Annotated in this window: 20 protein-coding genes and 2 pseudogenes; 14 read left to right on the forward strand and 8 right to left on the reverse strand. The window is 71.5% G+C overall.

What is annotated here, in order from left to right:
• Nucleotides 1–97: 97 nt before the first annotated feature.
• Nucleotides 98–1,981: a trypsin-like serine peptidase gene (locus IPZ69_RS12360; protein ID WP_235454122.1), complete on the reverse strand. Its 1,884-nt coding sequence runs from the start codon at nucleotides 1,979–1,981 to the stop codon at nucleotides 98–100.
• 184 nt (nucleotides 1,982–2,165) lie between these two features.
• On the reverse strand, nucleotides 2,166–2,837 hold the full coding sequence (locus IPZ69_RS12365) for a hypothetical protein (RefSeq protein ID WP_235454123.1): 672 nt from the start codon (nucleotides 2,835–2,837) through the stop codon (nucleotides 2,166–2,168).
• Nucleotides 2,838–3,223: 386 nt separating this feature from the next.
• On the opposite strand from IPZ69_RS12365, the gene IPZ69_RS12370 reads away from it, so the two are divergent.
• Together IPZ69_RS12370 and IPZ69_RS12375 are read left to right on the forward strand one after the other, a co-directional pair.
• Nucleotides 3,224–4,078 (forward strand): class I SAM-dependent methyltransferase, encoded by an 855-nt coding sequence (locus tag IPZ69_RS12370; RefSeq protein WP_235454124.1) that lies wholly within the window; start codon nucleotides 3,224–3,226, stop codon nucleotides 4,076–4,078.
• Nucleotides 4,075–4,377 carry a hypothetical protein gene (locus IPZ69_RS12375; protein ID WP_235454125.1) on the forward strand — a complete coding sequence of 101 codons (303 nt, stop codon included), beginning with the start codon at nucleotides 4,075–4,077 and terminating at the stop codon, nucleotides 4,375–4,377. The genes IPZ69_RS12370 and IPZ69_RS12375 overlap by 4 nt, the downstream gene beginning before the upstream one ends.
• Before the next feature lie 61 nt (nucleotides 4,378–4,438).
• Here IPZ69_RS12375 and IPZ69_RS12380 read toward each other — a convergent pair whose 3' ends face one another.
• Nucleotides 4,439–5,302 (reverse strand): enoyl-CoA hydratase/isomerase family protein, encoded by an 864-nt coding sequence (locus tag IPZ69_RS12380; RefSeq protein WP_235454126.1) that lies wholly within the window; start codon nucleotides 5,300–5,302, stop codon nucleotides 4,439–4,441.
• Between the two features lie 90 nt (nucleotides 5,303–5,392).
• On the opposite strand from IPZ69_RS12380, the gene IPZ69_RS12385 reads away from it, so the two are divergent.
• Complete coding sequence (locus IPZ69_RS12385) at nucleotides 5,393–5,758, forward strand: MerR family transcriptional regulator (RefSeq protein WP_235454127.1); 366 nt, start codon at nucleotides 5,393–5,395, stop codon at nucleotides 5,756–5,758.
• A 27-nt stretch (nucleotides 5,759–5,785) separates the two neighbouring features.
• Here IPZ69_RS12385 and IPZ69_RS12390 read toward each other — a convergent pair whose 3' ends face one another.
• Nucleotides 5,786–6,784 carry a GlxA family transcriptional regulator gene (locus IPZ69_RS12390; protein WP_235454128.1) on the reverse strand — a complete coding sequence of 333 codons (999 nt, stop codon included), beginning with the start codon at nucleotides 6,782–6,784 and terminating at the stop codon, nucleotides 5,786–5,788.
• Between the two features lie 286 nt (nucleotides 6,785–7,070).
• Here IPZ69_RS12390 and IPZ69_RS12395 point away from each other — a divergent pair.
• From IPZ69_RS12395 to IPZ69_RS12405, 3 genes and pseudogenes are all read left to right on the forward strand, one after another.
• Nucleotides 7,071–7,292 (forward strand): annotated as a pseudogene (locus tag IPZ69_RS12395) (VOC family protein); the annotation flags it as partial.
• 89 nt (nucleotides 7,293–7,381) lie between these two features.
• The gene (locus IPZ69_RS12400; protein ID WP_235454129.1) at nucleotides 7,382–7,960 is read left to right on the forward strand and encodes a TetR/AcrR family transcriptional regulator; all 579 of its coding nucleotides are present in this window, start codon (nucleotides 7,382–7,384) and stop codon (nucleotides 7,958–7,960) included.
• Nucleotides 7,961–8,164: 204 nt separating this feature from the next.
• The gene (locus IPZ69_RS12405) at nucleotides 8,165–9,031 is read left to right on the forward strand and encodes an SDR family NAD(P)-dependent oxidoreductase (protein WP_235454130.1); all 867 of its coding nucleotides are present in this window, start codon (nucleotides 8,165–8,167) and stop codon (nucleotides 9,029–9,031) included.
• Nucleotide 9,032: 1 nt separating this feature from the next.
• On the opposite strand, the gene IPZ69_RS12410 is transcribed toward IPZ69_RS12405, so the two are convergent.
• Complete coding sequence (locus IPZ69_RS12410; protein ID WP_235454131.1) at nucleotides 9,033–11,243, reverse strand: MMPL family transporter; 2,211 nt, start codon at nucleotides 11,241–11,243, stop codon at nucleotides 9,033–9,035.
• Nucleotides 11,244–11,417: 174 nt separating this feature from the next.
• On the opposite strand from IPZ69_RS12410, the gene IPZ69_RS12415 reads away from it, so the two are divergent.
• From IPZ69_RS12415 to IPZ69_RS12440, 6 genes are all read left to right on the forward strand, one after another.
• A complete protein-coding gene (locus IPZ69_RS12415; RefSeq protein ID WP_235454132.1) occupies nucleotides 11,418–12,590 on the forward strand; it encodes a sensor histidine kinase in 1,173 nt (390 codons plus the stop codon).
• A complete protein-coding gene (locus IPZ69_RS12420) occupies nucleotides 12,565–13,227 on the forward strand; it encodes a response regulator (protein WP_235454133.1) in 663 nt (220 codons plus the stop codon). Before IPZ69_RS12415 ends, IPZ69_RS12420 begins: the two co-directional genes overlap by 26 nt.
• A 216-nt stretch (nucleotides 13,228–13,443) precedes the next feature.
• Entirely contained in the window at nucleotides 13,444–14,094 is a 651-nt protein-coding gene (locus IPZ69_RS47385; RefSeq protein WP_235454134.1) for an RICIN domain-containing protein, read from the forward strand.
• 294 nt (nucleotides 14,095–14,388) lie between these two features.
• The gene (locus tag IPZ69_RS12435; RefSeq protein WP_235454135.1) at nucleotides 14,389–14,784 is read left to right on the forward strand and encodes a hypothetical protein; all 396 of its coding nucleotides are present in this window, start codon (nucleotides 14,389–14,391) and stop codon (nucleotides 14,782–14,784) included.
• Nucleotides 14,784–14,936, forward strand: a complete 153-nt coding sequence (locus tag IPZ69_RS47745) for a hypothetical protein (protein WP_374293264.1) — start codon at nucleotides 14,784–14,786, stop codon at nucleotides 14,934–14,936. Before IPZ69_RS12435 ends, IPZ69_RS47745 begins: the two co-directional genes overlap by 1 nt.
• A gap of 42 nt (nucleotides 14,937–14,978) precedes the next feature.
• A complete protein-coding gene (locus IPZ69_RS12440; protein WP_235454136.1) occupies nucleotides 14,979–15,758 on the forward strand; it encodes an inositol monophosphatase family protein in 780 nt (259 codons plus the stop codon).
• A 91-nt stretch (nucleotides 15,759–15,849) separates the two neighbouring features.
• Here the strand turns inward: IPZ69_RS12440 and IPZ69_RS12445 are convergent.
• A pseudogene (locus tag IPZ69_RS12445) lies at nucleotides 15,850–16,182 on the reverse strand (GlcG/HbpS family heme-binding protein); the annotation flags it as partial.
• 37 nt (nucleotides 16,183–16,219) lie between these two features.
• On the opposite strand from IPZ69_RS12445, the gene IPZ69_RS12450 reads away from it, so the two are divergent.
• Together IPZ69_RS12450 and IPZ69_RS12455 are read left to right on the forward strand one after the other, a co-directional pair.
• A complete protein-coding gene (locus tag IPZ69_RS12450; RefSeq protein WP_235454160.1) occupies nucleotides 16,220–17,371 on the forward strand; it encodes a sensor histidine kinase in 1,152 nt (383 codons plus the stop codon).
• On the forward strand, nucleotides 17,368–18,009 hold the full coding sequence (locus tag IPZ69_RS12455; protein ID WP_235454137.1) for a response regulator: 642 nt from the start codon (nucleotides 17,368–17,370) through the stop codon (nucleotides 18,007–18,009). Before IPZ69_RS12450 ends, IPZ69_RS12455 begins: the two co-directional genes overlap by 4 nt.
• Nucleotides 18,010–18,113: 104 nt before the next feature.
• On the opposite strand, the gene IPZ69_RS12460 is transcribed toward IPZ69_RS12455, so the two are convergent.
• Both IPZ69_RS12460 and IPZ69_RS12465 read right to left on the reverse strand, forming a co-directional pair.
• A complete protein-coding gene (locus IPZ69_RS12460; RefSeq protein ID WP_235454138.1) occupies nucleotides 18,114–18,311 on the reverse strand; it encodes a hypothetical protein in 198 nt (65 codons plus the stop codon).
• Nucleotides 18,311–18,712 (reverse strand): hypothetical protein, encoded by a 402-nt coding sequence (locus IPZ69_RS12465; protein WP_235454139.1) that lies wholly within the window; start codon nucleotides 18,710–18,712, stop codon nucleotides 18,311–18,313. Before IPZ69_RS12465 ends, IPZ69_RS12460 begins: the two co-directional genes overlap by 1 nt.
• Nucleotide 18,713 lies beyond the last annotated feature (1 nt).

Here is an 18,713-nt window from a genome sequence, read left to right on the forward strand (position 1 = left end):
GCGCCATGCCGAGGTGGATGCCCGTGGGGTCTGTCATGTGCGTGTGGTGCTGTTCCTCATGTCGGGCGGCCGGTGGGTCCGGCGCTCACCGCGTTCGCTACTTCGGAGCGACGAGCATGCGCTCCGTGCCGAACGTGGCGCCCGTGTGGGTGTACATGGTCGTTTCCCCGTCGGACCAGCGCACGACGAGGTCGTCCGGCCAGCCGTTGCTGTCGTAGCTGCCGGCCGTCATCACCACGTCGTGGGTCCAGACGCTCTGCGGCGCGGCCATCTGGACTTCCTTGCCCAGTCCGCCGGGACCGGTCTCCTGGAACTGGGAGACCTTTCCGTCGGACCAGCGCACCAGGGTGTCCCAGTTCGCGCCGCCCGTGAAGTCGCCCGCGGTGACGAGAGTGGCCTGCTTCCAGGTGTCGTTCGGCTTCAGCAACTGGTGTTCGGTGCCGAAGCCCTTGTCGCCGACCGCCGTGTAGTCGGTGACCTCGCCGTCGCTCCAGCGCACCAGAAGGTCGGAGACGTACTTCGCCGTACCGAAGCTGCCCGCGGTGATCTGGTCGGCATGGCTCCAGATGGAGCCGGCGTCGGCCAGCTTGATCCCACCGCCCAGGCCCTTGGTGCCGACGTCGGGGAGGATCTTCACCTCTCCGCTGTTCCACACGGCCAGCAGATCCGAGCCGGCGCCGCCGGAGAAGTCGCCGCCGGTGAGCGACTTCACGTTCTTCCAGGTGTCGTTGGGCCCGGACAGCCGGCGCTCGCCGACGAAGCCGCCGTCGCCGTCACCGATGTAGAGCGTGACCTCGCCGTCCGTCCAGACAACGATCATGTCGCCGTTCTTGTCCCCGGTGTACTCCCCGGACGCCAGCAGCCTGGCGTGGGTCCAGGTGTCTCCGCTGCCCATGGAGTACGGCAGTGCCGGCTGATCGTAGGACGCGCCGTGAGAGACGTGCTGGTTCTTCTTCGCCTCGTCGTACAGGCGGAAGAACCAGTCGCCGTGCATGGGGCTGTAGGTCAGCCAGTCGACGTTGTCGTCGTTGCCGCCGCCGTTGTAGCCGCCGACGTTCCCGATGATCTCTCCGGTGCCCGCCGCCCAGTCGACCGTGGAGAACCAGGGGCCGCCGGAGACACCGCCCCACATGCCGCGGCACTTGGCCTGGATCTGGTAGAAGCCGGGCAGCGCCTCCGTCTGCGTGGGGCAGCGTACGGCGTGGTCCTCGGGGTTGTGGCTGGACGGGTAGCCGACCATCGTGACCTTGTTGAGGTACTTGGGCGTGCGGAGCAGTTTGTTCGCGCCCACCACGTCCTGCGCCTCTTTGCCGGTCTGCGACGGCTTGAGCCGGCCGAACGCGAAGTCCAGGTCCGAGACGGCCTTCTTGGAGTTGTGCACGTACCGGTTGTCGACGAACCAGTCGGAAACCCGGTAGAAGCCGTACGGCTGCTTGTCCAGCGTCTTCTCGGCGACGTACCAGGGAACGAAGACCGCCTTGCCACCGGAACAGTGACCGGCGGTCAGGATCAGATCGTGGTCCGGGCTCTCCACGACACTGGCGGAGCACTTGTGCGCGTGCATGTGGCCGGTGTCCGGCTCCGTCGTGTAGGTGAAGATCGTCCCTACGGACTTCAGCCCGAGGAAGTGCTCGGCGGTCGGCATGTCGGCTGCCGCCGAGGGGCCGGCCGGGGCGACCCGGTGGAGACCGTTCTTCGCGCTCGGGCTTGAGCTTGGGCTTGAGTTCGGGCTCGGGGCCTGGGCCTGCGCGGGGAGGGCCGGGTCAGTGGCCGTGGCGATGCGCTCGGGCGTCCAGAAACGGATGGCGTCCTCGTCCGTCCAGTTCCCGTCGTCGACAGCCCGGTGAGAGGGCTTGCCCCCGTTCGCCGAGGGGGACGGGGCTGCGGAGGCCGGGGCCGAGGGCGTCGGCGTGACGCCCTGAGCCTGCGCGAGGCCTCCCCCTCCGGCCAGGAGCAGCGCGGTTCCGGCTGCCGAGACCACGAGGCGGGATATTCGTCTGTATGAGGTAGGCAAGGAATGCTTTCTGATTCAGATGCATGGGAAGAGCCGCCTGTGGACCAAGAGCGGCCAGAGGCAGCGGTGAGGGCGGTCGGCAGCGCAAGCAGCAGCGACTGCCCACCGCTCGCTGGGTCGCAGGGCGCGCGACACCCTGCCGAGGGCGCCGCTAGGCGGAGGCAGCGGCCTTGCGCGTACGGCGGCGGCGCAGCGCGATCCCGGCGCCCGCGACGAGCGCCACACCCGCGGCCGCGACGGCACCACTGGTCACCCAGGAAGGGCCGTGGGCGACGGGCTTGCCGGCCACTGTGACCCGCCGCGTCGTGGTCTGCTGCCCACTGTGGCTGACAACGGTCAGCTTGTAGCGGCCGTTGGGGACGTCGTCGCGCACCCGCGTGTGGCCCGCGTAGATCGTGGCCCCGTCGTCGCATTTGCAGCCGGGGTCGTCCGCGCTGCCCGTCCGGATGGTCAACGGGCTCTTGAATATGGGCGAGGTGACGGTCAGCGAGTGCTCGTTCGGTGCGGCCTGAAGGTCGGTGAGAACCACCCGGACCTCACTGCCGGGCCGTACCCGGGCAGAACCGTCGCTACCGGGAAGCGCGTCCCTCGGGCTGATGACGAACCGGCCTATCTCCGCGGATCCTTCGGCCGCGACCTTGAGCCGCGCGGTGGCGACGGTACGGCCATGACTCGTCGCGGTGACGGGGTAGGTGCCGGCGCGCAGACCCGAGCGGATGCGGTGCCGTGTTCCCGGCCTGTCGACCTGGACCGACTGCGTCGCGCCCTTCTTGACCGGGGTGAGGGTGATCGGCTCCACCAGGGCCGGAGAGGTGACCGTCACGGCGTCCCACCCCGGAGGCATCCCCTGGATGTCGAACCAGAGTGCGTCACCCGCCTCGAGGCGCAGACCCTGCGGCACGACGTATGTCAGGCGAACCGAGGCCGAGGGGCTGCTGCTTGCGGCCGGGCTCGCCCCCTCGGCCGATGCCCCTGCCGCGGCTCCCGCCGAGGACACCGCAACGAGACCGGCGACAGTCACGGCTCGCACTGCATTGAGGATCAAACGATCTCCCCCTTCCGTCCGAGGTCGTTCGACGATTTCGATCATGAAGAGGGTGGTTCCGCACAGAAGGTTGCTTCACCGCGCGTAGTACGGACGGCCGGGCGAACAGGCCGATGCCGGACAGTTGGACCGGCATCCCAAACCCCTGTCGCTAGCCTCTGCGCATGCCCGACGACCTCACGCCCGCACAACGCGACGACAGGCCCGACGAGTCCCGGCGGGCGCGCCTGAGCCGGATCTTCGACGAGGACGCGGAGCTGTACGACCGGGCCAGACCCGGATATCCGACGGAGTTGTACGACGACCTCGTGGAACTCGCGGGTGCCCGCCCCGGCAGCCGCGTACTGGAGGTGGGCTGCGGGACCGGCCAGGCGACGGTGCCTCTGGCCCGGCGCGGCTGCAGGATCACGGCCGTCGAGGCGGGACCGCGCATGGCCGCGCTCGCCCGCCGCAACCTCGCCGAGGCCGCGGCGCCGGGGTGGGTGGAAGTGGACGTGGTGACGGCGGAGTTCGAGAACTGGCCGTTGCCGGAGCAGCCGTTCGACGCGGTCGTCTCGGCGACGGCGTTCCACTGGATCGACCCGGCGGTACGGATGGCCAAGGCCGCCGACGCACTGCGTTCGGGAGGTGCGCTCGCCGTGGTGCGCAACCAGCATGTGTGGGGTGGCACCGAGGAGTTCTTCGTGGAGGTGCAGCGCTGCTACGAGCGCTTCGACCCCGCGACGCCACCCGGGCTGCGCCCTCCCGCGGCCGCCGAGGTCGAGGGCTTGGACCATGCGGAGGAGGTGGCGCGGAGCGGGCGGTTCGGCGCCACGGTCTTCCGCCGCTACGAGCAGGATCTCACCTACACGACGTCGGAGTATCTGGAGCTGTTGCGGACCTACTCCGGCCACCGCGCCCTCCCGGAAGCCGCCAGGAACGGGCTGTTGGGGTGCATCGCGGGCCTGATCGACGGGCGGTACGGCGGCCGGGTGACCAAGCGCTACCTCTTCGAGTTGGGAGTGTCACGGCGGCGGTGACACCGGTCGACCCACTGCGGCCACCGTCATGGGCGATCGGTCAAGTCCGCGACCGGCTCCAGTTCCTGGCCGAGTTTCGCTCCGACTGGCCGCACGTCGAGGTGAGCCGCTTCCATCGTGCGCTGTCCGTGTTCGTCTCGTCGGTGGCCATCGCCCTGGTGGCGGCCGAGACCGTCCGCCACCACCGGCCCGCCGAGATCACGATCTTGGCGGCTGTCCTCCTCCCCCACTGTGCGATCGCGACGCTGTTGGTCCGGCGGATGGGGAGGTCTCCGCACGGCGGTGAGCACAGAGGGTGAGCCGACCCGCCGCGAACAGGAGGCGCTGCGCCTGATCGCGGCGGGACGGGCCGCGGGTCGGTCAGGAGACGCGGTCCAGCGAGCCCTCAAGGTCGAGTTCGCCCTCGCGGGTCTGCGCCCCGGCCTCCACGGCGGCACGCATACGGTCGACCACCGCGTCCGGCGCCGGATACACCCCGCCCAACGCCTTGCTCTCCTCGCCGAGTCCCTCCAGCAGGTTCCCGCTGGTGACCGCGGCACCGACCGCCGCCTTGGCCGCGGCGATCTGCTCCGGGCGCAGCACCGCGATGCGACGGGCGAGCGCGTCGACGAAGGCGTCGAGTTCCTCCGCCGGGAGTGCGCGGTTGATCCAGCCATAGCGCTCGGCCAGGTCCGCGTCGAAGAGGTTCCCGCCCAGGATCACCTCCAGCGCCCTGGCCCGCCCGACCAGCGGGGTCAGCAGCTGGGTGCCGCCGCCACCGGGAATGATGCCCATGCGGGTCTCGGGCTGGGCGAGCCAGGTCCGCCCCTGGGCGGCGAAGCGCATGTCGAGTGCCATGGCCAGCTCGTTGCCGCCGCCGCGCAGGCGCCCGGCGAGCTTGGCGATCGTCACCTGCGGCAGCGCGCGCAGGCGCAGCATCAGCTTCTGCATCGGGTTGATCAGCGACTCGTCGGCGCCGGTGCCGCCGTCGGGGTTGGCCAGCTCGGCGAAGGTCTCCGGCTTGAGCATGAAACCCAGGTCGACGTGGGCGACGAAGAAGTCCGGGTCGGCGCTCTGCAGCACGATCACGCGCACCCGCTCGTCGTCCCGGACGGCTCCGACGAAGTCGTGGAGTTCGTTGATGAGCGTCGTGTCGAGCATGTTGACCGGCGGGTTGTCGAGCGTGACGTGAGCCACGCCCGCGTCGATCGCCACGCGCAGATCCGTGTATCCGTCGTAGGACATATCGCGCTTCTCTCATGAAATCTCTGGCCACTGGCCCGTACGTCGGTCACGCTAAGAGCTGACGCTGACGTCAGAGGCAAGGGGAAAATGATGCGCATCGGTGAACTCGCCGCCAAGACCGGCGTGAGTGTGCGGGCGCTGCGGTACTACGAGGAGCAGCACCTGCTCGGCTCCGAGCGCAGCACCAGCGGGCAGCGGCACTACGCCGACAACGCGGTCGACCGCGTCCTGCTGATCCAGCAGCTGTACGCGGCGGGGCTGTCGAGCAGGTCGATCGTGGAACTGCTGCCCTGCGTCGTGACCGGTGAGGTGACGCCGGAGCTGCTGGAGCGGCTGTCGGCCGAGCGGGACCGCATCGACCGCCAGATACACATGCTGACCGACACCAGGGACAGGCTGGACACCATCATCACGCAGGCCACCACCACCTTCCGGACGGGCCGCCCCTGCGACTGACGCGATCACAGCGTCACGAGACCTGCTTCAGTCGCCGGTGCCCGAGTGCCGGAACCGGCTGCGGTACTCGGTCGGGGTGGTGTTCAGCTTGCGCCGGAAGGCCCGTATGAGGGTGTCGATGGTGTTGAAGCCGCAGGCCGACGCCACGCGGTCGAGAGTGTCGTCCGTGGTTTCGAGTCGGTGCCGTGCGACTTCGACACGGGCGGCTTCGACGTAACGGCTGGGCGTGGTGCCGAGTTCGTCATTGAACAGCCGGTTGAGCTGTCGTTCGCCGACATTGACATGGGCGGCGAGATCGGCGACGGACAGCGACCCGGCTATGTTCCGCGTGATGTAGAGGCGCAGGTCGTCCATGCGTCTGGACGTGGAACCGGTCTCGATAGGCACGCTGAACTGGCTCTGCCCGCTGGGCCGCTTCAGGTACATCACGAGCTGTCGGGCCACCCGCATGGCCGCGGGTTCCCCGAAGTCCTCCGCCACCAGGGCCAGCGACAGATCGAGGCAGGCGGTGAGCCCGGCTCCCGTCCATACGTCGCCCTGCCGAATGAAGATCGGGTCGGCGTCAACCTCCACCGACGGGTGCTCGGCGGCCAGTTGCTGAGCGGTCGACCAGTGGGTGGTGGCGCGCTTTCCGTCGAGCAGCCCGGCCGCCGCGAGGAGATGCGCACCGACGCAGACGGAGGCGATACGGCGGGAGCGGCCGGCGAGTTCCTTCACCCGGGCGACCACGCCCGGATCCACGAGGGCCTGGACCTGGCGCCGTTGGTCGACCTCGACGGAGCCGGGAACCATGAGCGTGTCGATGGGCCGCCGAGCCACCTCCTCGAAGGTCGCATCGGGCAGCACCCGGACGCCCGCCGCCGTGGTGACGGGGTTCAGGGCCTCGGCCGCCAGGACGACTTCGTAGCCGGAGTCCCCGTCCAACTCCCGCTCAAGCAGCGTGAACACTTCGGGCGGTCCGGTGACGTCGAGCAGGTCGACACCGTCGAAAAGCACGACGACGACGAGTCTTTGGATACAGCCCATGTCAGTCACCAGTCCCCCGGACGTTCGGGCGGCATGTCGCTTTCTGCAAGTAGTACGACATTGCCGCCATGCAGCACGGATCGTAGCGTGCGACTCGGCCGCCACGGAGGGCCGGAAACGTCCAACGTACGACCGCGGAAGGGGCAGTTGTGCCTCCGAAGACGCTACGTGACTTCGACGCCTCGACCGTGCGGCCGAACTCCGACGCCACAATGACACCCTGAGCCACCAGCCTCACCGATCAGTCCGAAGATGTCTCGCCGCTGCAGATGAAGTTGACCGCCATCACCTCGACTGCGCGGTGGAGGACCTGGACGCGGCCGAGGCCCGATTGCTGGAGCCGGGGGCGGGGAAGCCGGCTCACCAGCCGGGGAAGGACAGGTGGCGGGACTTCACGGATCCGGCCGGTCACCCCTTCTGCCTGGTCAGGCGAAGTGGCAACGAGTCGGCCCAGACGCATGAGGGGACTACGGCCGCGTCTGGATGTCGATCTCATCGAGGGCATTGACGAGGTCTTCGACCAGCCTGTGCTGCCGCTCTCGCTCGGGATGCCAGGCCGCGCCTCTCGGGCTGCCGGCGGCCCTTTATGCTGAGACCGTGACACCCAGAACCGGGCAGGGCCCCGCGCTGCGAGCGGATGCCGCGCGCAACCGTGCCCGGGTGTTGCAGGTCGCCCGGGAGCAGTTGGCCGCCGGTGACGACTCGCTCCAGCTGAACACCATCGCCCGGCTCGCCGGCGTGGGCGTGGGAACCGTGTACCGGCACTTCCCCAACCGTCATGCGCTGGTGGAGGCCCTGTCGGCAGAGCGCCTCCGGGAGCTGCTCGACGAGGCGCAGGCGGCCGCCGCCACCGAGAACGCGCTCACGGGCCTGCACCGCCTGCTCGGCTTCACGCTCGACCGCGCGCTGGACGACCCCGGGTTCGCCGCCGTACTGGAGTCCGCGAACGATGCCGAGGCACAGACCTCGCAGATGAAGGCCGAGCTCGACCGGGCCGTCGCGGACCTGCTGGACCGCGCCCGCCTCAGCGGTGCCATCCGAGCCGGTATCGAGGCGGAGGACGTGCGGCGCCTGCTCTGCGGGATCGAGCACGCCGTACGCACCGGCGACAGCGACGCCGCCCGCCGAGAGCTCTATCTCGACGTCCTTCTTGAGGGGCTGCGCCCTCCGCGCTGACGGACGGCAGACCGCACCCCTCCCCCGGCACCCCTCCCCCTGGCACGTACACCGGCCGACCGCCACCGAGGCAGTCGGCCGGGCCGCCCGCCCACCCTTCCTCAACCGGATAGCCATCCGCTTGTGCTAGCGTGCCCTCATCGAACCGGATAGCTATCCGGATGTGCGCCAACGCGGAGGGGCAGAGCTGTGGAGCCAAGGGCAGTGGTTACGGCGGGGACCGGGGGTATCGGCCTGGAGACCGCCAGGGGACTGGCGGCGCACGGGCTCGCGGTCACCGTCGTCGGGCGCGACCCCGAGCGCGGCGCCCGCGCGGTCGAGCGGATCGCCGAGGTCGCGACCGGAGCCGACCCGCGCTTCGTGGCCGCCGACCTCGCGTCGCTCGACGACGTCCGGGCGCTCGCCGCACGGCTGGCGACCGAGGGTCCGCTGAAGGTGCTGGTCAACAACGTCGGCGCGATGTTCGCGGAGCGGCAGCGGACGGTCGACGGGATCGAGGCGTCGTTCGCCGTCAACCATCTCTCGCCGTACCTGCTGACCGAGCTGCTGCTCGACCAGCTCAAGTCCGGCGAGCCGAGCCGGATCGTGAACGTCAGCTCCGGTGCGATCAAGGTCGCCAAGCGCACCTTCGACGCCGTCGAACCGCCGGGGGGCTACTACGGCTTCCACTGGTACGGCCGGGCCAAGCTCGCCAACCTCGCCTACACCCTTGACCTGGCCGAACGCCTCCGCGGCACCGGCATCACCGTCTTCGCGGCCGACCCGGGCGGCGCCGCGACCGACATGACCAACGGCACCATGACCTCGCCGAAGATCGTCTCCCCTGGGCTGCGTCTGATGTGGCCGCTGGTCCGCCGGGCCTTCGAGCGCTCCACTGCCGGTCCCGCGTCCGTTGCCGCCCGGCCGTCCGTGCTCGCCGCGACCGACGCCTCACTCGACGGGCGGACCGGCCTGCTCATCGGCCCCGAGGCCCACCCCGTCCCCGCCTTCCGCGGATCCACCGACCCCCAGGTCATCGACAACGTCCTCAGGCTCAGCCGACAGCTCGCGCCCCTGGCCTCGGGCCATTGAGTCAGCCGGCCCGGCCCCCGGGGAGCACCCGGTCCAGCCACCTCGGCAGCCACCAGTTGGCCTTGCCGAGGAGCGTCATGGTCGCGGGTACCAGCACCATGCGGACGACCGTGGCGTCGATGAAGATCGCGGTGGCCAGGCCGAGGCCGAACATCTTGGTGGACGGGTCCTCGGCGACGACGAAGGACAGGAAGACGGCCACCATGATGAGCGCGGCCGATGTGATGACCCGGGCGGTACCCGAGACGCCCCGCACGATCGCCGTGTTGTTGTCGCCGGTGCGTTCGTACTCCTCGCGCACACGCGACAGCAGGAACACCTCGTAGTCCATCGACAGGCCGAACAGGATGGCGAAGAGGAACATCGGGATGAAGGACACGATGGGCACCGTCGTCTCCAGCCCGATCAGTGCGCCGCCCCAGCCCCATTGGAAGACGGCGACCAGGATGCCGTAGGCCGCGCCGATGCTCAGCAGGTTCAGCAGCACCGCCTTGAGTGGTACGAGTACCGAGCGGAACACCAGCATCAACAGCGCGAACGACAGCGCCAGTACGGCGGCGACGAACACCGGCAGGCGCCGGCTGGTCCGTTGGCCCACATCGGACAGGCTCGCCACGGCGCCGCCGACGTGGGCCCTGGCCGGGCCTTGGCCGACCACGGTGGGCAGGACCTCGGCGCGCAGCCGGGCGACCGTGTCGGAGGTCGCCCGCTCCTGCGGGCCGGTGTTCGGGAACACCACGAGGGTCGCGATGCCCGTGGCCCGGTCCACCTGGGCCGGTGCGACGGAGGCGATGCCCGGGTCCGCGGCGACCGCCGCGACGAGCCGGTCCAGCACCCCCGGAACACCGGCAGGGTCCGCGGCGATGACGAGCGGACCGTTGGTACCGGGACCGAACCCCTCGGCGACCAGGTCGTACGCGCGGCGCTCGGTGCGGCTCGGTGGCAGCGAGCCGTCGTCGGGCAGGCCGACGCGCAGGCCGAGCACGGGCAGCGTCGCCGTCAGCAACAGGCCGGCGGCGCCCACCGCGTACGGCAGCGGGTGCCGGCTGACGTGCCCGATCCAGCGCCGCCATCCGGAGGCGGGCGCGGCGCCCGCCTCGGTACCCCGTCGCCGGACGAGCCGGCCCGGCCTCCCGGACCCGAGGGCCCGGACGAGCCGACCGGCCCGGGCCAGCCGCGGGCCGGCGGCGCCGAGGAAGGCCGGCAGCAGCGTCACCGACGCGACCACCATGGTCAGGACGACGATCGAGACCGCGAGCCCGCCCACCGTCATGAACGGCACGTTCGCGACCGCCATGCCGAGGATGGATACGACGACGGTGCCGCCGGCGAAGACCACAGGACGCCCCGCCGTGGCCACCGCATGCCCGGCCGCCGCACGGGGATCGAGCCCGTTCGCGAGGTACTCCCGGTGCCGGGCGAGCACGAACAGCGCGTAGTCGATGCCCACCCCGAGCCCGACCATGCTGCCCAGGACCGGTGCGAACGTGGGGATCCGGGTCATCCCCGCGAGGACCGTCATCGTGGCCACCCCGACGGTGAGCCCGAAGACCGCCATGCCGATGGGCAGCGCGGCGGCGACGAGCGAGCCGAACGCCAGGAACAGGATCGTGGCCGCGGCGAGGATGCCGATCAGCTCGCTCGCGCCGCCGTCGGGGTCGGAGAAGACGTAGAAGAGATTCCCGCCCATCTCGATGCGCAGGGGCAACTCGCCGCGCAGCCGGTCGCCGAGGTCGACCAGGGCGTGGAGATCCTTGGCCGACAGCCGGCTCTGGTCGGGGTACTGCACCCGGACCACCGCGATCCGCCCGTCGGCCGAGACCAGACCGTCGCGCACGGCGAAGTCGCCGCCCCGGTCGAGTGCTCCCGCCGGGTCGCTCGTACCGAGCACGTGCGGCAGTCGCCGCACCTCGGACCTGAGCCTCGCCAGCGCGGTGCGCGTGCCGCCGTGGTCGAAGAACGTCGCCCCGCGGTCGAGCGGCGTGACGACCACCTGGGCGGTCATCCCGTCCTGCCCGGTGCCGGCCCGCTCGATCAGCTCCGCGGCCCGCTGGGAGTCCAGTCCCGGAGCGGTCATCGAGTCCGCGGTCCGCCCGCCGAAGGCGACGGCGGCGACGACCGCGAGCGCGGCCGCCAGTACCCATGCCGCGATCACCCGCCAGGGATGGCGGGCGGCACAACCACCCACACGGAAGAGGGCTTTCGAGAGCATCGGTCCTCCAACCACCTTGTCGGCCGCCTCCGTACGGCCGCCGATGCCGAGGTTCGTCGGAGCGGCGCTCCGGGACATCGGCTCGCGAGCCGCCGATCCGTCCGCCCCGGGACCGAGCGACGTCCCGTCCTTTCGGCCGATGCGCGGCGCGGCGTGCTCCCTAAGCTGAGCACCGTGCTGCGAGACGACCTGCGAACCCTGTGGACCGAACCACGGCCGCCCAACGCGCCCGGCCGGGTGTGGCGGGACTGGGCGCTGCTCGCCGCGGGCCTGACCGGTGTGGTGCTGGAGGCCACGCTGCGCGCGGACGTGGTGTGGCGGCCGGTGGCCGTGGTCATCGCCGTCTGGCTGTGCGTGCTGCCCCTGTGGCGCCGGACCCGCCCGCTGACGACGGTCGTGCTCGCGTTCGGCGCGATGATCGTGCTCCAGGTCGTCTCGCTGGTGGCCACCCCTCGGGAGCCGGTCGGTCTGCACGTCGGCTTGGTCGTCCTCCTGCTGGTGTATGCGCTGCCCCGGTGGGGGTCGGGGCGGGAGATCGTGCTGGGCGTCGCGGTCGTCCTGGCGGCCTTCGGTCTGTCGGCGGTCACGGACCGGACCCCGGCCGGCGAACAGGTCGCGGGATTCGCCTTCCTGTTCCTGCCCGCGGTGATCGGGGCATCCGTACGGTTCCGGGCGACCGCCCGCGAGCGGCAACTGGAGCGGGTACGTTCCCGCGAGCGCGAGCAACTCGCCCGGGAACTGCACGACACGGTGGCCCATCACGTCTCGGCGATGGTGATCCGCGCCCAGGCGGGCCGAGTGGTCGCGGGCACGGATCCGGCCGCCGCCGTCGAGGCACTGGAGGGTGTCGAGGAGGAGGGTGCGCGCACGCTGGAGGAGATGCGAGCCATGGTCGCCGCGCTGCGCGACGCAAGGGCCGGCGCCGAGCTGACGCCGCCGGCCGGTGTCGCCGACCTGGAGCGCCTGGTGCGCGCCCCGGGTGGTCGGCTCCGCGTCGACCTGGGGCTCGTCGGCGAGTTGACCGCGTTGCCGCCGGCCGTGGACGCGGCGGTCTACCGCATCGTGCAGGAGTCGGTGACCAACGCCATGCGCCACGCGGTCAACGCGACCGAGGTCGTCGTCCGGGTCACCGGAGAACCGCGGAGGATACGGGTGACGGTGCGGAACGACGGCCAACGGGCCGGCCGGGTCCGCGACGGCTACGGTCTCGCCGGGTTGCGTGAGCGCGCCGCGCTGCTCGGCGGACAGTTGCGGGCCGGTCCCGGCGCCGACCAGGGCTGGCTTGTCGAGGCCGAGTTGCCGAGAGGGAGGGCGGGCAGCGGTGTCCATCCGCGTCCTCGTCGCTGACGACCAGGCGATCATCCGTACGGGGCTGCGGATCATGCTGAACGCGCAGCCGGGCATCGAGGTGGTCGATGAGGCGGCCGACGGGCAGCAGGCGGTACGCCTGGCCCGCGAGCTGCGCCCCGACGTCTGCCTGTTCGACATCCGGATGCCCCGGCTCGACGGGCTGGAGGCCACCCGGCTGATCGCCGGTCCGGGCGTCGCCGATCCGCTGGTCGTCGTCGTGATCACCACGTTCGATCTCGACGAGTACGTGTACGGCGCCCTGCGCGCGGGGGCCCGGGGCTTCCTGCTCAAGGACACCGGGCCGGAGCTGCTGGCACAGGCCGTGCGCTCGGCCGCCGACGGCGAGGCACTCATCGCGCCCAGCGTCACCGTGCGCCTGCTGCGGGCCTTCGCGGACCTGCCGGCCGGGCGGCCCGCCGCCCAGCCCGTCTCCCCGGTCACCACCCGCGAGGAGGAGGTACTCCTCGCCGTCGCCCGCGGGCTGACCAACACCGAGATCGCCGATGCCCTGCACATCAGCCTGAGCACGGTGAAGACCCACCTGGCGAGCCTGATGGCCAAACTCGGCGCCCGCAACCGCGTGGAAATCGCGATGTGGGCCTACGAGACCCGCCGGATCATCCCAGGAACCTGACCGGCCGTCTGCCCCGGCACCCGCTCGAACAGGTCCCAGGGCGGGGATCGTTGGGCGGTGGCGAAGGGATGGGCGGCGACGCAATGGGCCGTCCGGTGGCCGTTGGTGATCTTGTGGACGTGTCGCGTTGCCGGGCGGGACTTCGCCTGGTCCACTTGCCGCCAAGTCCCCATCAGGGCAAATCGACGCCAATGCGCATGTGAACACGGAGGCTTCGTGTCCCGTCAGCTGTCACGCCCGAAGGCCAGGACCGGCCTTCGTACCACCACCGCCCTGGGCGTCGTGTCCCTCGCCCTGACCCTGAGTGTCGCCCAGCCGGTCGAGGCGTCGCCGTCCGCTCCTGCGGCGGCGGGGCCCCGGATCGTGGACATCTCGTCGCTCAGTGAACTGCCCGCTCCCGCGGACGCGAAGGTCCCCGCCACGCGGAAGGCGTCGGACTGGATCATGTACCGCTTCCAGAAGATCACCAGCCGGGCGACCGGCAACCTGTGTCTCGACGCGGACGCCAGCACCCTCCCCAACAACGGGACCAAGGCGCAGCTGTGGGGCTGCAACGGCAACAACAACCAGGTCTGGTACTTCTCCGTCATCTCCAGGGGCTACTACTACGTGCAGACCGGCCAGGGCTTCCAGTGTCTCGACGCGGACGCCAACACGATTCCCAACAACGGGACCAAGGTGCAGCTCTGGGACTGCAACGGCAACAACAACCAGGTGTGGTCCCCCTCGGGCAACTCCCTCGTGAACCGCGCGTCGGGCACGTGTCTCGACGCGGACGCCAACACCATCCCGAACTACGGGACCAAGATGCAGCTCTGGGGCTGCATCTCCGGCGCCGCCAACCAGGCGTGGTCGTACTACGGGTGACTCGACGGCGGGCTCGCCCACTCGGTCCGGGTGAGCCCGTACTCGACCTCGCCGTATGCGGAGCCCTCGATCGGCTCGGGCCAGTCCTCGGCGAAGTTCCGTAGGAACTTCAGGCCTGCCCGGGTCCGCCACCCGATGTCGCCCTGAGGGTGCGGCCATTCAATGGGTGTGCCTCCTCCACATCCTGTCCGGCACACCCGCAGCATGATCGGCAGACGGATCACCCCTGTTGGTGGCCGAGGTCCGGGACACCATCGACCAGCTGAACGGCCCGACGCACCTGTCACGCAGGAGGTGTACGACGAGGCCGTCTGCTACTTCGAGGAACGGGCTCGGTGGACCGCGGAGCGGCCCTCCCGGATCCCGGCCGACGGACCGGCGACCTCGCACGCTCCCGCGGTCAAGCTGAACCACTCGTATCCGCAGGAGCGAGTGGCCGACCCGGGCACGCGTGGCCTGCGCAACGACTACCCCGCCCCGGTCGTCGTCGCGGAGGTCGCCTATCCGTCCGTCGCCCACGCCTACTGGGCGCTGTCGGTCGCCGACCCCGCGGTGGGGGACGCGGTCGCGAGGGCGGACACGGGCGACGCGGCGCGCGGGCTTGCCGCCGAGGCACCGCGTCGGGAGGGAAGTACGGCCAGCATCCCGACCTGGCCGAGATCCTTCTGGGAACCGGCAACGCGGCCCTGATCCACGACGACGCGGACTCGTACTTCTGGGGCGACAACTCCGGCCGGGGCCGTAACTGGATGGGCCGGCTCCTGGAACTCGTACGCTCCGAACTGCACGCACGCCAGGTCATGGGGCAGGCCGGGCCGGGCGGTGGGCCGCCGATGTTGTAGAACTGGCGGGACAGCGGGAGCGACTGTGGCGGTGGGCGACTGATGGACCGGGAACTGGCAGTGGCGACGGAACTCGCCGAATGGGCCTCGGAACGGATCCGTCAGCCTCGCGCCACGGACGACGTGAGCGACGTACGGGAGAAGGCCACCCCCGCCGACATCGTGACGGACACGGACGAAGCGGTGGAGGCCCACGTCCGGGCCGTCCTGCGCCGCGAGTTCCCGGAGTACGGCATCGAGGGCGAGGAGTACGGCGTCCACGAGGGTACGAAGGGTGCGCCGCACTGGGTGATCGACCCGGTGGACGGTACGACGAACTACGCGCACGGCATCGGCTGGTGCTCGTTCTCGCTGGGCCTGGCGAGCCCGCGGGGTGTCCCGTTGCTGGGCGTGGTGGCCGATCCCTGGCGCCGGGAGATCTTCACCGCGACCCGGGGCGGCGGAGCGCACCTGAACGGCCGTCCGATCCGTGCGGCCGCCCACGACACCCTGACCGGGCACGTGTTCATGACGGAGTGGGCCGCCCACGCCCACTGGCCGGGCATGGACGACCTGCTGCGAGAGCTGTCGTCCCGGCACTGCACCGTACGGGTCATGGGCTCGACGGCCCTGTCCCTGGTCCAGGTCGCGGCGGGCCGCGCGACGGCGGCGGCGATCGGCGAGTTCCACCCGGTGGACGCCCTGCCGCCCCTGTTGATCGCGACGGAGGCGGGCGCGGTGGCGATCCCCGAACTCCCCGCGTACGACACCCCGTTGCTGCTGGCCGCACCGGCGGTGGCGGACGAGGCGACGGCCCTGTGGCGGGAGACGGTGCTGCGCTAGGGCATGGCAGGACAGGCCCTGGTGCGATGCGTACCTGTGGGTGCGGCCCCGACCTGCGCCGGTCGGGGCCGCGCGCACACGCTCGGGAAGGTCAGTGGCGGGCGATCGCGTTCGCGCCGGCCCGGGCGAACTTCTCGTCCAGCGCGCCGGACGGAGCGCCCGCGACGCCGATGCCCGCGATCGGCGCGGTCCCGTCGGTGACGGGGACACCGCCCGCGAGGAACAGCGTGCCGGGGACGTCCTTCAGGGTCGGAGCCTGCTGCAGACGCTCGACCAGCTGGGAGGTGGGGGCGTTCCAGGAGACCGCGGTGAACGCCTTGCGCTCGGCGGACTCGTAGGACTGCGGTCCGGCACCGTCGCCGCGCAGGGTGACGATCGTGTTGCCGTTGCGGTCGACGACGGCGACGGTGACCCGCTGGTTCGAGCCGAGCGCCGTCGACAGCCGGTGGCTCGGCGCCGTGATGCACGCGGCGTTCTTCCTGCTGCTCGGCGGGGCGCTCGCCCGGTTCCTGCTGCGTCATCCCGGTGAGCCGCGCACGCCGTGGATCATCGGGCTGTCCGTCGTGCTCGCCGTGCTGCATCTGCTGGGGCCCGGCGGGCGGGGCGACACGGGCCCGGGGGCCACCCGGCGGCGCTCGGCCTGGCTGGCGCTGGTCGTCGTGGTGTGGATGGTGCTGGTGGTACTCGCGCCCAGCTTCGCGTGGTGCGCCGTGCCCCTCTTCTACACAGGCCTGCGCATGCTGCCGCCTCGTGCCGCACTCGTTCTCGTGGCGGTCCTGACGGCTTTCGTCGTCGCCGCGCAGGTACAGCTCGCCGGGCGCTTCGACCCGAACCTGGTGCTCGCGCCGCCCGCCGTCGCCGCCCTCGCCACGGCCGTCTTCCTGCAGATGGAACGGCACACGGCCCGCCAGCGCGTGCTGATCGACGACCTGATCAGCACCCGCAGGGAACTCGCCGCGTCGGAGCGCCGCGAGGGCACTCTCGCCGAACGCGAGCGGCTCTCCATGGAGATCCACGACACGCTCGCCCAGGGCCTGTCCAGCCAGCGGATGCTGCTCCAGGCGGCGGAGCGGGTGTGGGAGACCGAACCGGACAAGGCCCGCGCCCATGTGCGCACCGCCGCGTCCGTCGCCGAGCACAACCTCGCCGAGGCCCGGCGCTTCGTGCACGACCTGGCCCCCGCCGACCTCGCCCGTGGCGGCGGCCTCGACCAGGCGCTGCGCGCCCTGGCCGAGCGGGAGTCCGGCGCGCACCTCACCGTACGTGTCCATGTCGATGACGACGGCCAGCTCGCCCGGCTGCCGGACCGCGTCCAGTCCGCCCTGCTCCGCATCGCGCAGGGCGCCCTGGCCAACGTCCGGGAGCACGCCGGCGCGAGCGGTGCCGCGCTCACCCTCACCCTGCTCGACGACGAGGTCGTGCTGGACGTCTCGGACGACGGCCACGGCTTCGACCCCGACGCGCTGCCCGACTCCCCCGGCGACGGGCGCGGGCACGGGCTGCTCGCCATGCGGGCCCGGCTGCGCGCGCTCGGTGGCACCCTGACCATCGAGTCCACACCCGGCGAGGGCACGGTGCTGTCCGCCGCCGTCCCCCTGGAGGCGCCCCGATGACCCCCGACCGCGCTCCGGTGCGCATCCTGGTCTGCGACGACCACGCCGTCGTACGGGCCGGGCTGCTCGCGCTGCTCGACAGCGCCCCGGACATCGAGGTCGTCGGTGAGGCCGGTACCGGCGAGGAGGCGCTCGCGCTGGCCGCGAAACTCGGCCCGGACGTGGTGCTGATGGATCTGCAGCTGGGCGAGGGCATCGACGGGGTGGAGACCACCCGCCGCCTGACCTCCGCGCCCGGCGCCTCGCCGCACGTCCTGGTCCTGACCACCTACGACACCGACGCCGACATCACCCGTGCCATCGAGGCCGGCGCCACGGGCTATCTGCTCAAGGCGGAGCGCCCCGACGAGCTCTTCGCCGCGATCCACGCCGCCGCCGAGGGACGCACCGCCCTGTCCGCGCCGGTCGCCGACCGCGTGATGGCCAATCTGCGCCGGCCCCGGCCTACGCTCACCGACCGCGAGCGCGACATCCTGGCCCAGCTCGCCCGCGGCATCGGCAACCGGGACATCGCCCGCGCCCTGTACATCAGCGAGGCCACGGTCAAGACCCACCTGCGCCGCATCTACGACAAGCTCGGCGTGGACACCCGCGCGGGCGCGGTCGCGGCCGCGAAGGAGCGGCGGCTGCTGCCGTGAGAGCGGGCCCGGCACGCCGGCGAGCCGTAGCCTCCGGGTCCCCGGAGGAACGCGGCCGGGTCGGGGCCCCGAGGGGTCCTCGCCCGGCCGTGCTCCCCCGCGGGTCAGCGGTCCGCGTTCGAGGCCGCGTCCCGGTCGGCCGCGGCGGCCGCCGACTCGGCCGAGTTCACCTTCTGCTGCATCTGCGAGTAGCCCGACGGCGTGGCCGCGGGAGTCTTCGACGACGCCCCGTCGTGGCCGGAGCAGCCGACGGCGAGAGCGGCCAGCAGCACCGCCGACACGGCGAGGGCCCGTGCGCGCATCAGCCCGCTGCCTTCCCGCCGTCGTTGTCCTGGCACCACGTCTTGACCTCGGCGAGGTCCTTCTGCCGCTGCTTGAGCATCGGTACCAAGGCCTTGCGGGTCGTCAGCCGGTCCCCGAGAAACGTGGCGATCTCGGTGTGGCCCGCCTTCTTGGCGTTGTCCACACGGCGCTCCAGCCGGGCCACCGAGCCGCGGGTGCCCGCGCCGGCCTCCAGTCGCTTCAGCGCCCGGTCGATCCGCCGGTCGATCTTCGGCACCCGCTTGCACAGCGCCTTGGCGCCGTCGCCGGTCGGTCCCGGGGCGGGGGTGCTGTCGGCCGCGGCCGCGCCCGTGCCGCCCGCGAGCAGCGCGGCCGTGGCGAGCCCGGCCAGCAGGGTGCGGCGCCTTCGCCGGTTGTCCATC

The sequence above is a fragment of the Streptomyces olivochromogenes genome (assembly GCF_021538895.1).
Classification (GTDB): domain Bacteria; phylum Actinomycetota; class Actinomycetes; order Streptomycetales; family Streptomycetaceae; genus Streptomyces; species Streptomyces olivochromogenes_A.

Excerpts from the sequence above, each read along its gene's own strand:
- IPZ69_RS12370 (WP_235454124.1), top strand. The coding sequence starts at position 3,224 with ATGCCCGACGACCTCACGCCCGCACAACGCGACGACAGGCCCGACGAG.
- IPZ69_RS12380 (WP_235454126.1), bottom strand. The coding sequence starts at position 5,302 with ATGTCCTACGACGGATACACGGATCTGCGCGTGGCGATCGACGCGGGC.
- IPZ69_RS12385 (WP_235454127.1), top strand. The coding sequence starts at position 5,393 with ATGCGCATCGGTGAACTCGCCGCCAAGACCGGCGTGAGTGTGCGGGCG.
- IPZ69_RS12390 (WP_235454128.1), bottom strand. The coding sequence starts at position 6,784 with ATGGGCTGTATCCAAAGACTCGTCGTCGTCGTGCTTTTCGACGGTGTC.
- IPZ69_RS12410 (WP_235454131.1), bottom strand. The coding sequence starts at position 11,243 with ATGCTCTCGAAAGCCCTCTTCCGTGTGGGTGGTTGTGCCGCCCGCCAT.
- IPZ69_RS12440 (WP_235454136.1), top strand. The coding sequence starts at position 14,979 with ATGGACCGGGAACTGGCAGTGGCGACGGAACTCGCCGAATGGGCCTCG.
- IPZ69_RS12450 (WP_235454160.1), top strand. The coding sequence starts at position 16,220 with ATGCACGCGGCGTTCTTCCTGCTGCTCGGCGGGGCGCTCGCCCGGTTC.
- IPZ69_RS12455 (WP_235454137.1), top strand. The coding sequence starts at position 17,368 with ATGACCCCCGACCGCGCTCCGGTGCGCATCCTGGTCTGCGACGACCAC.
- IPZ69_RS12460 (WP_235454138.1), bottom strand. The coding sequence starts at position 18,311 with ATGCGCGCACGGGCCCTCGCCGTGTCGGCGGTGCTGCTGGCCGCTCTC.
- IPZ69_RS12465 (WP_235454139.1), bottom strand. The coding sequence starts at position 18,712 with ATGGACAACCGGCGAAGGCGCCGCACCCTGCTGGCCGGGCTCGCCACG.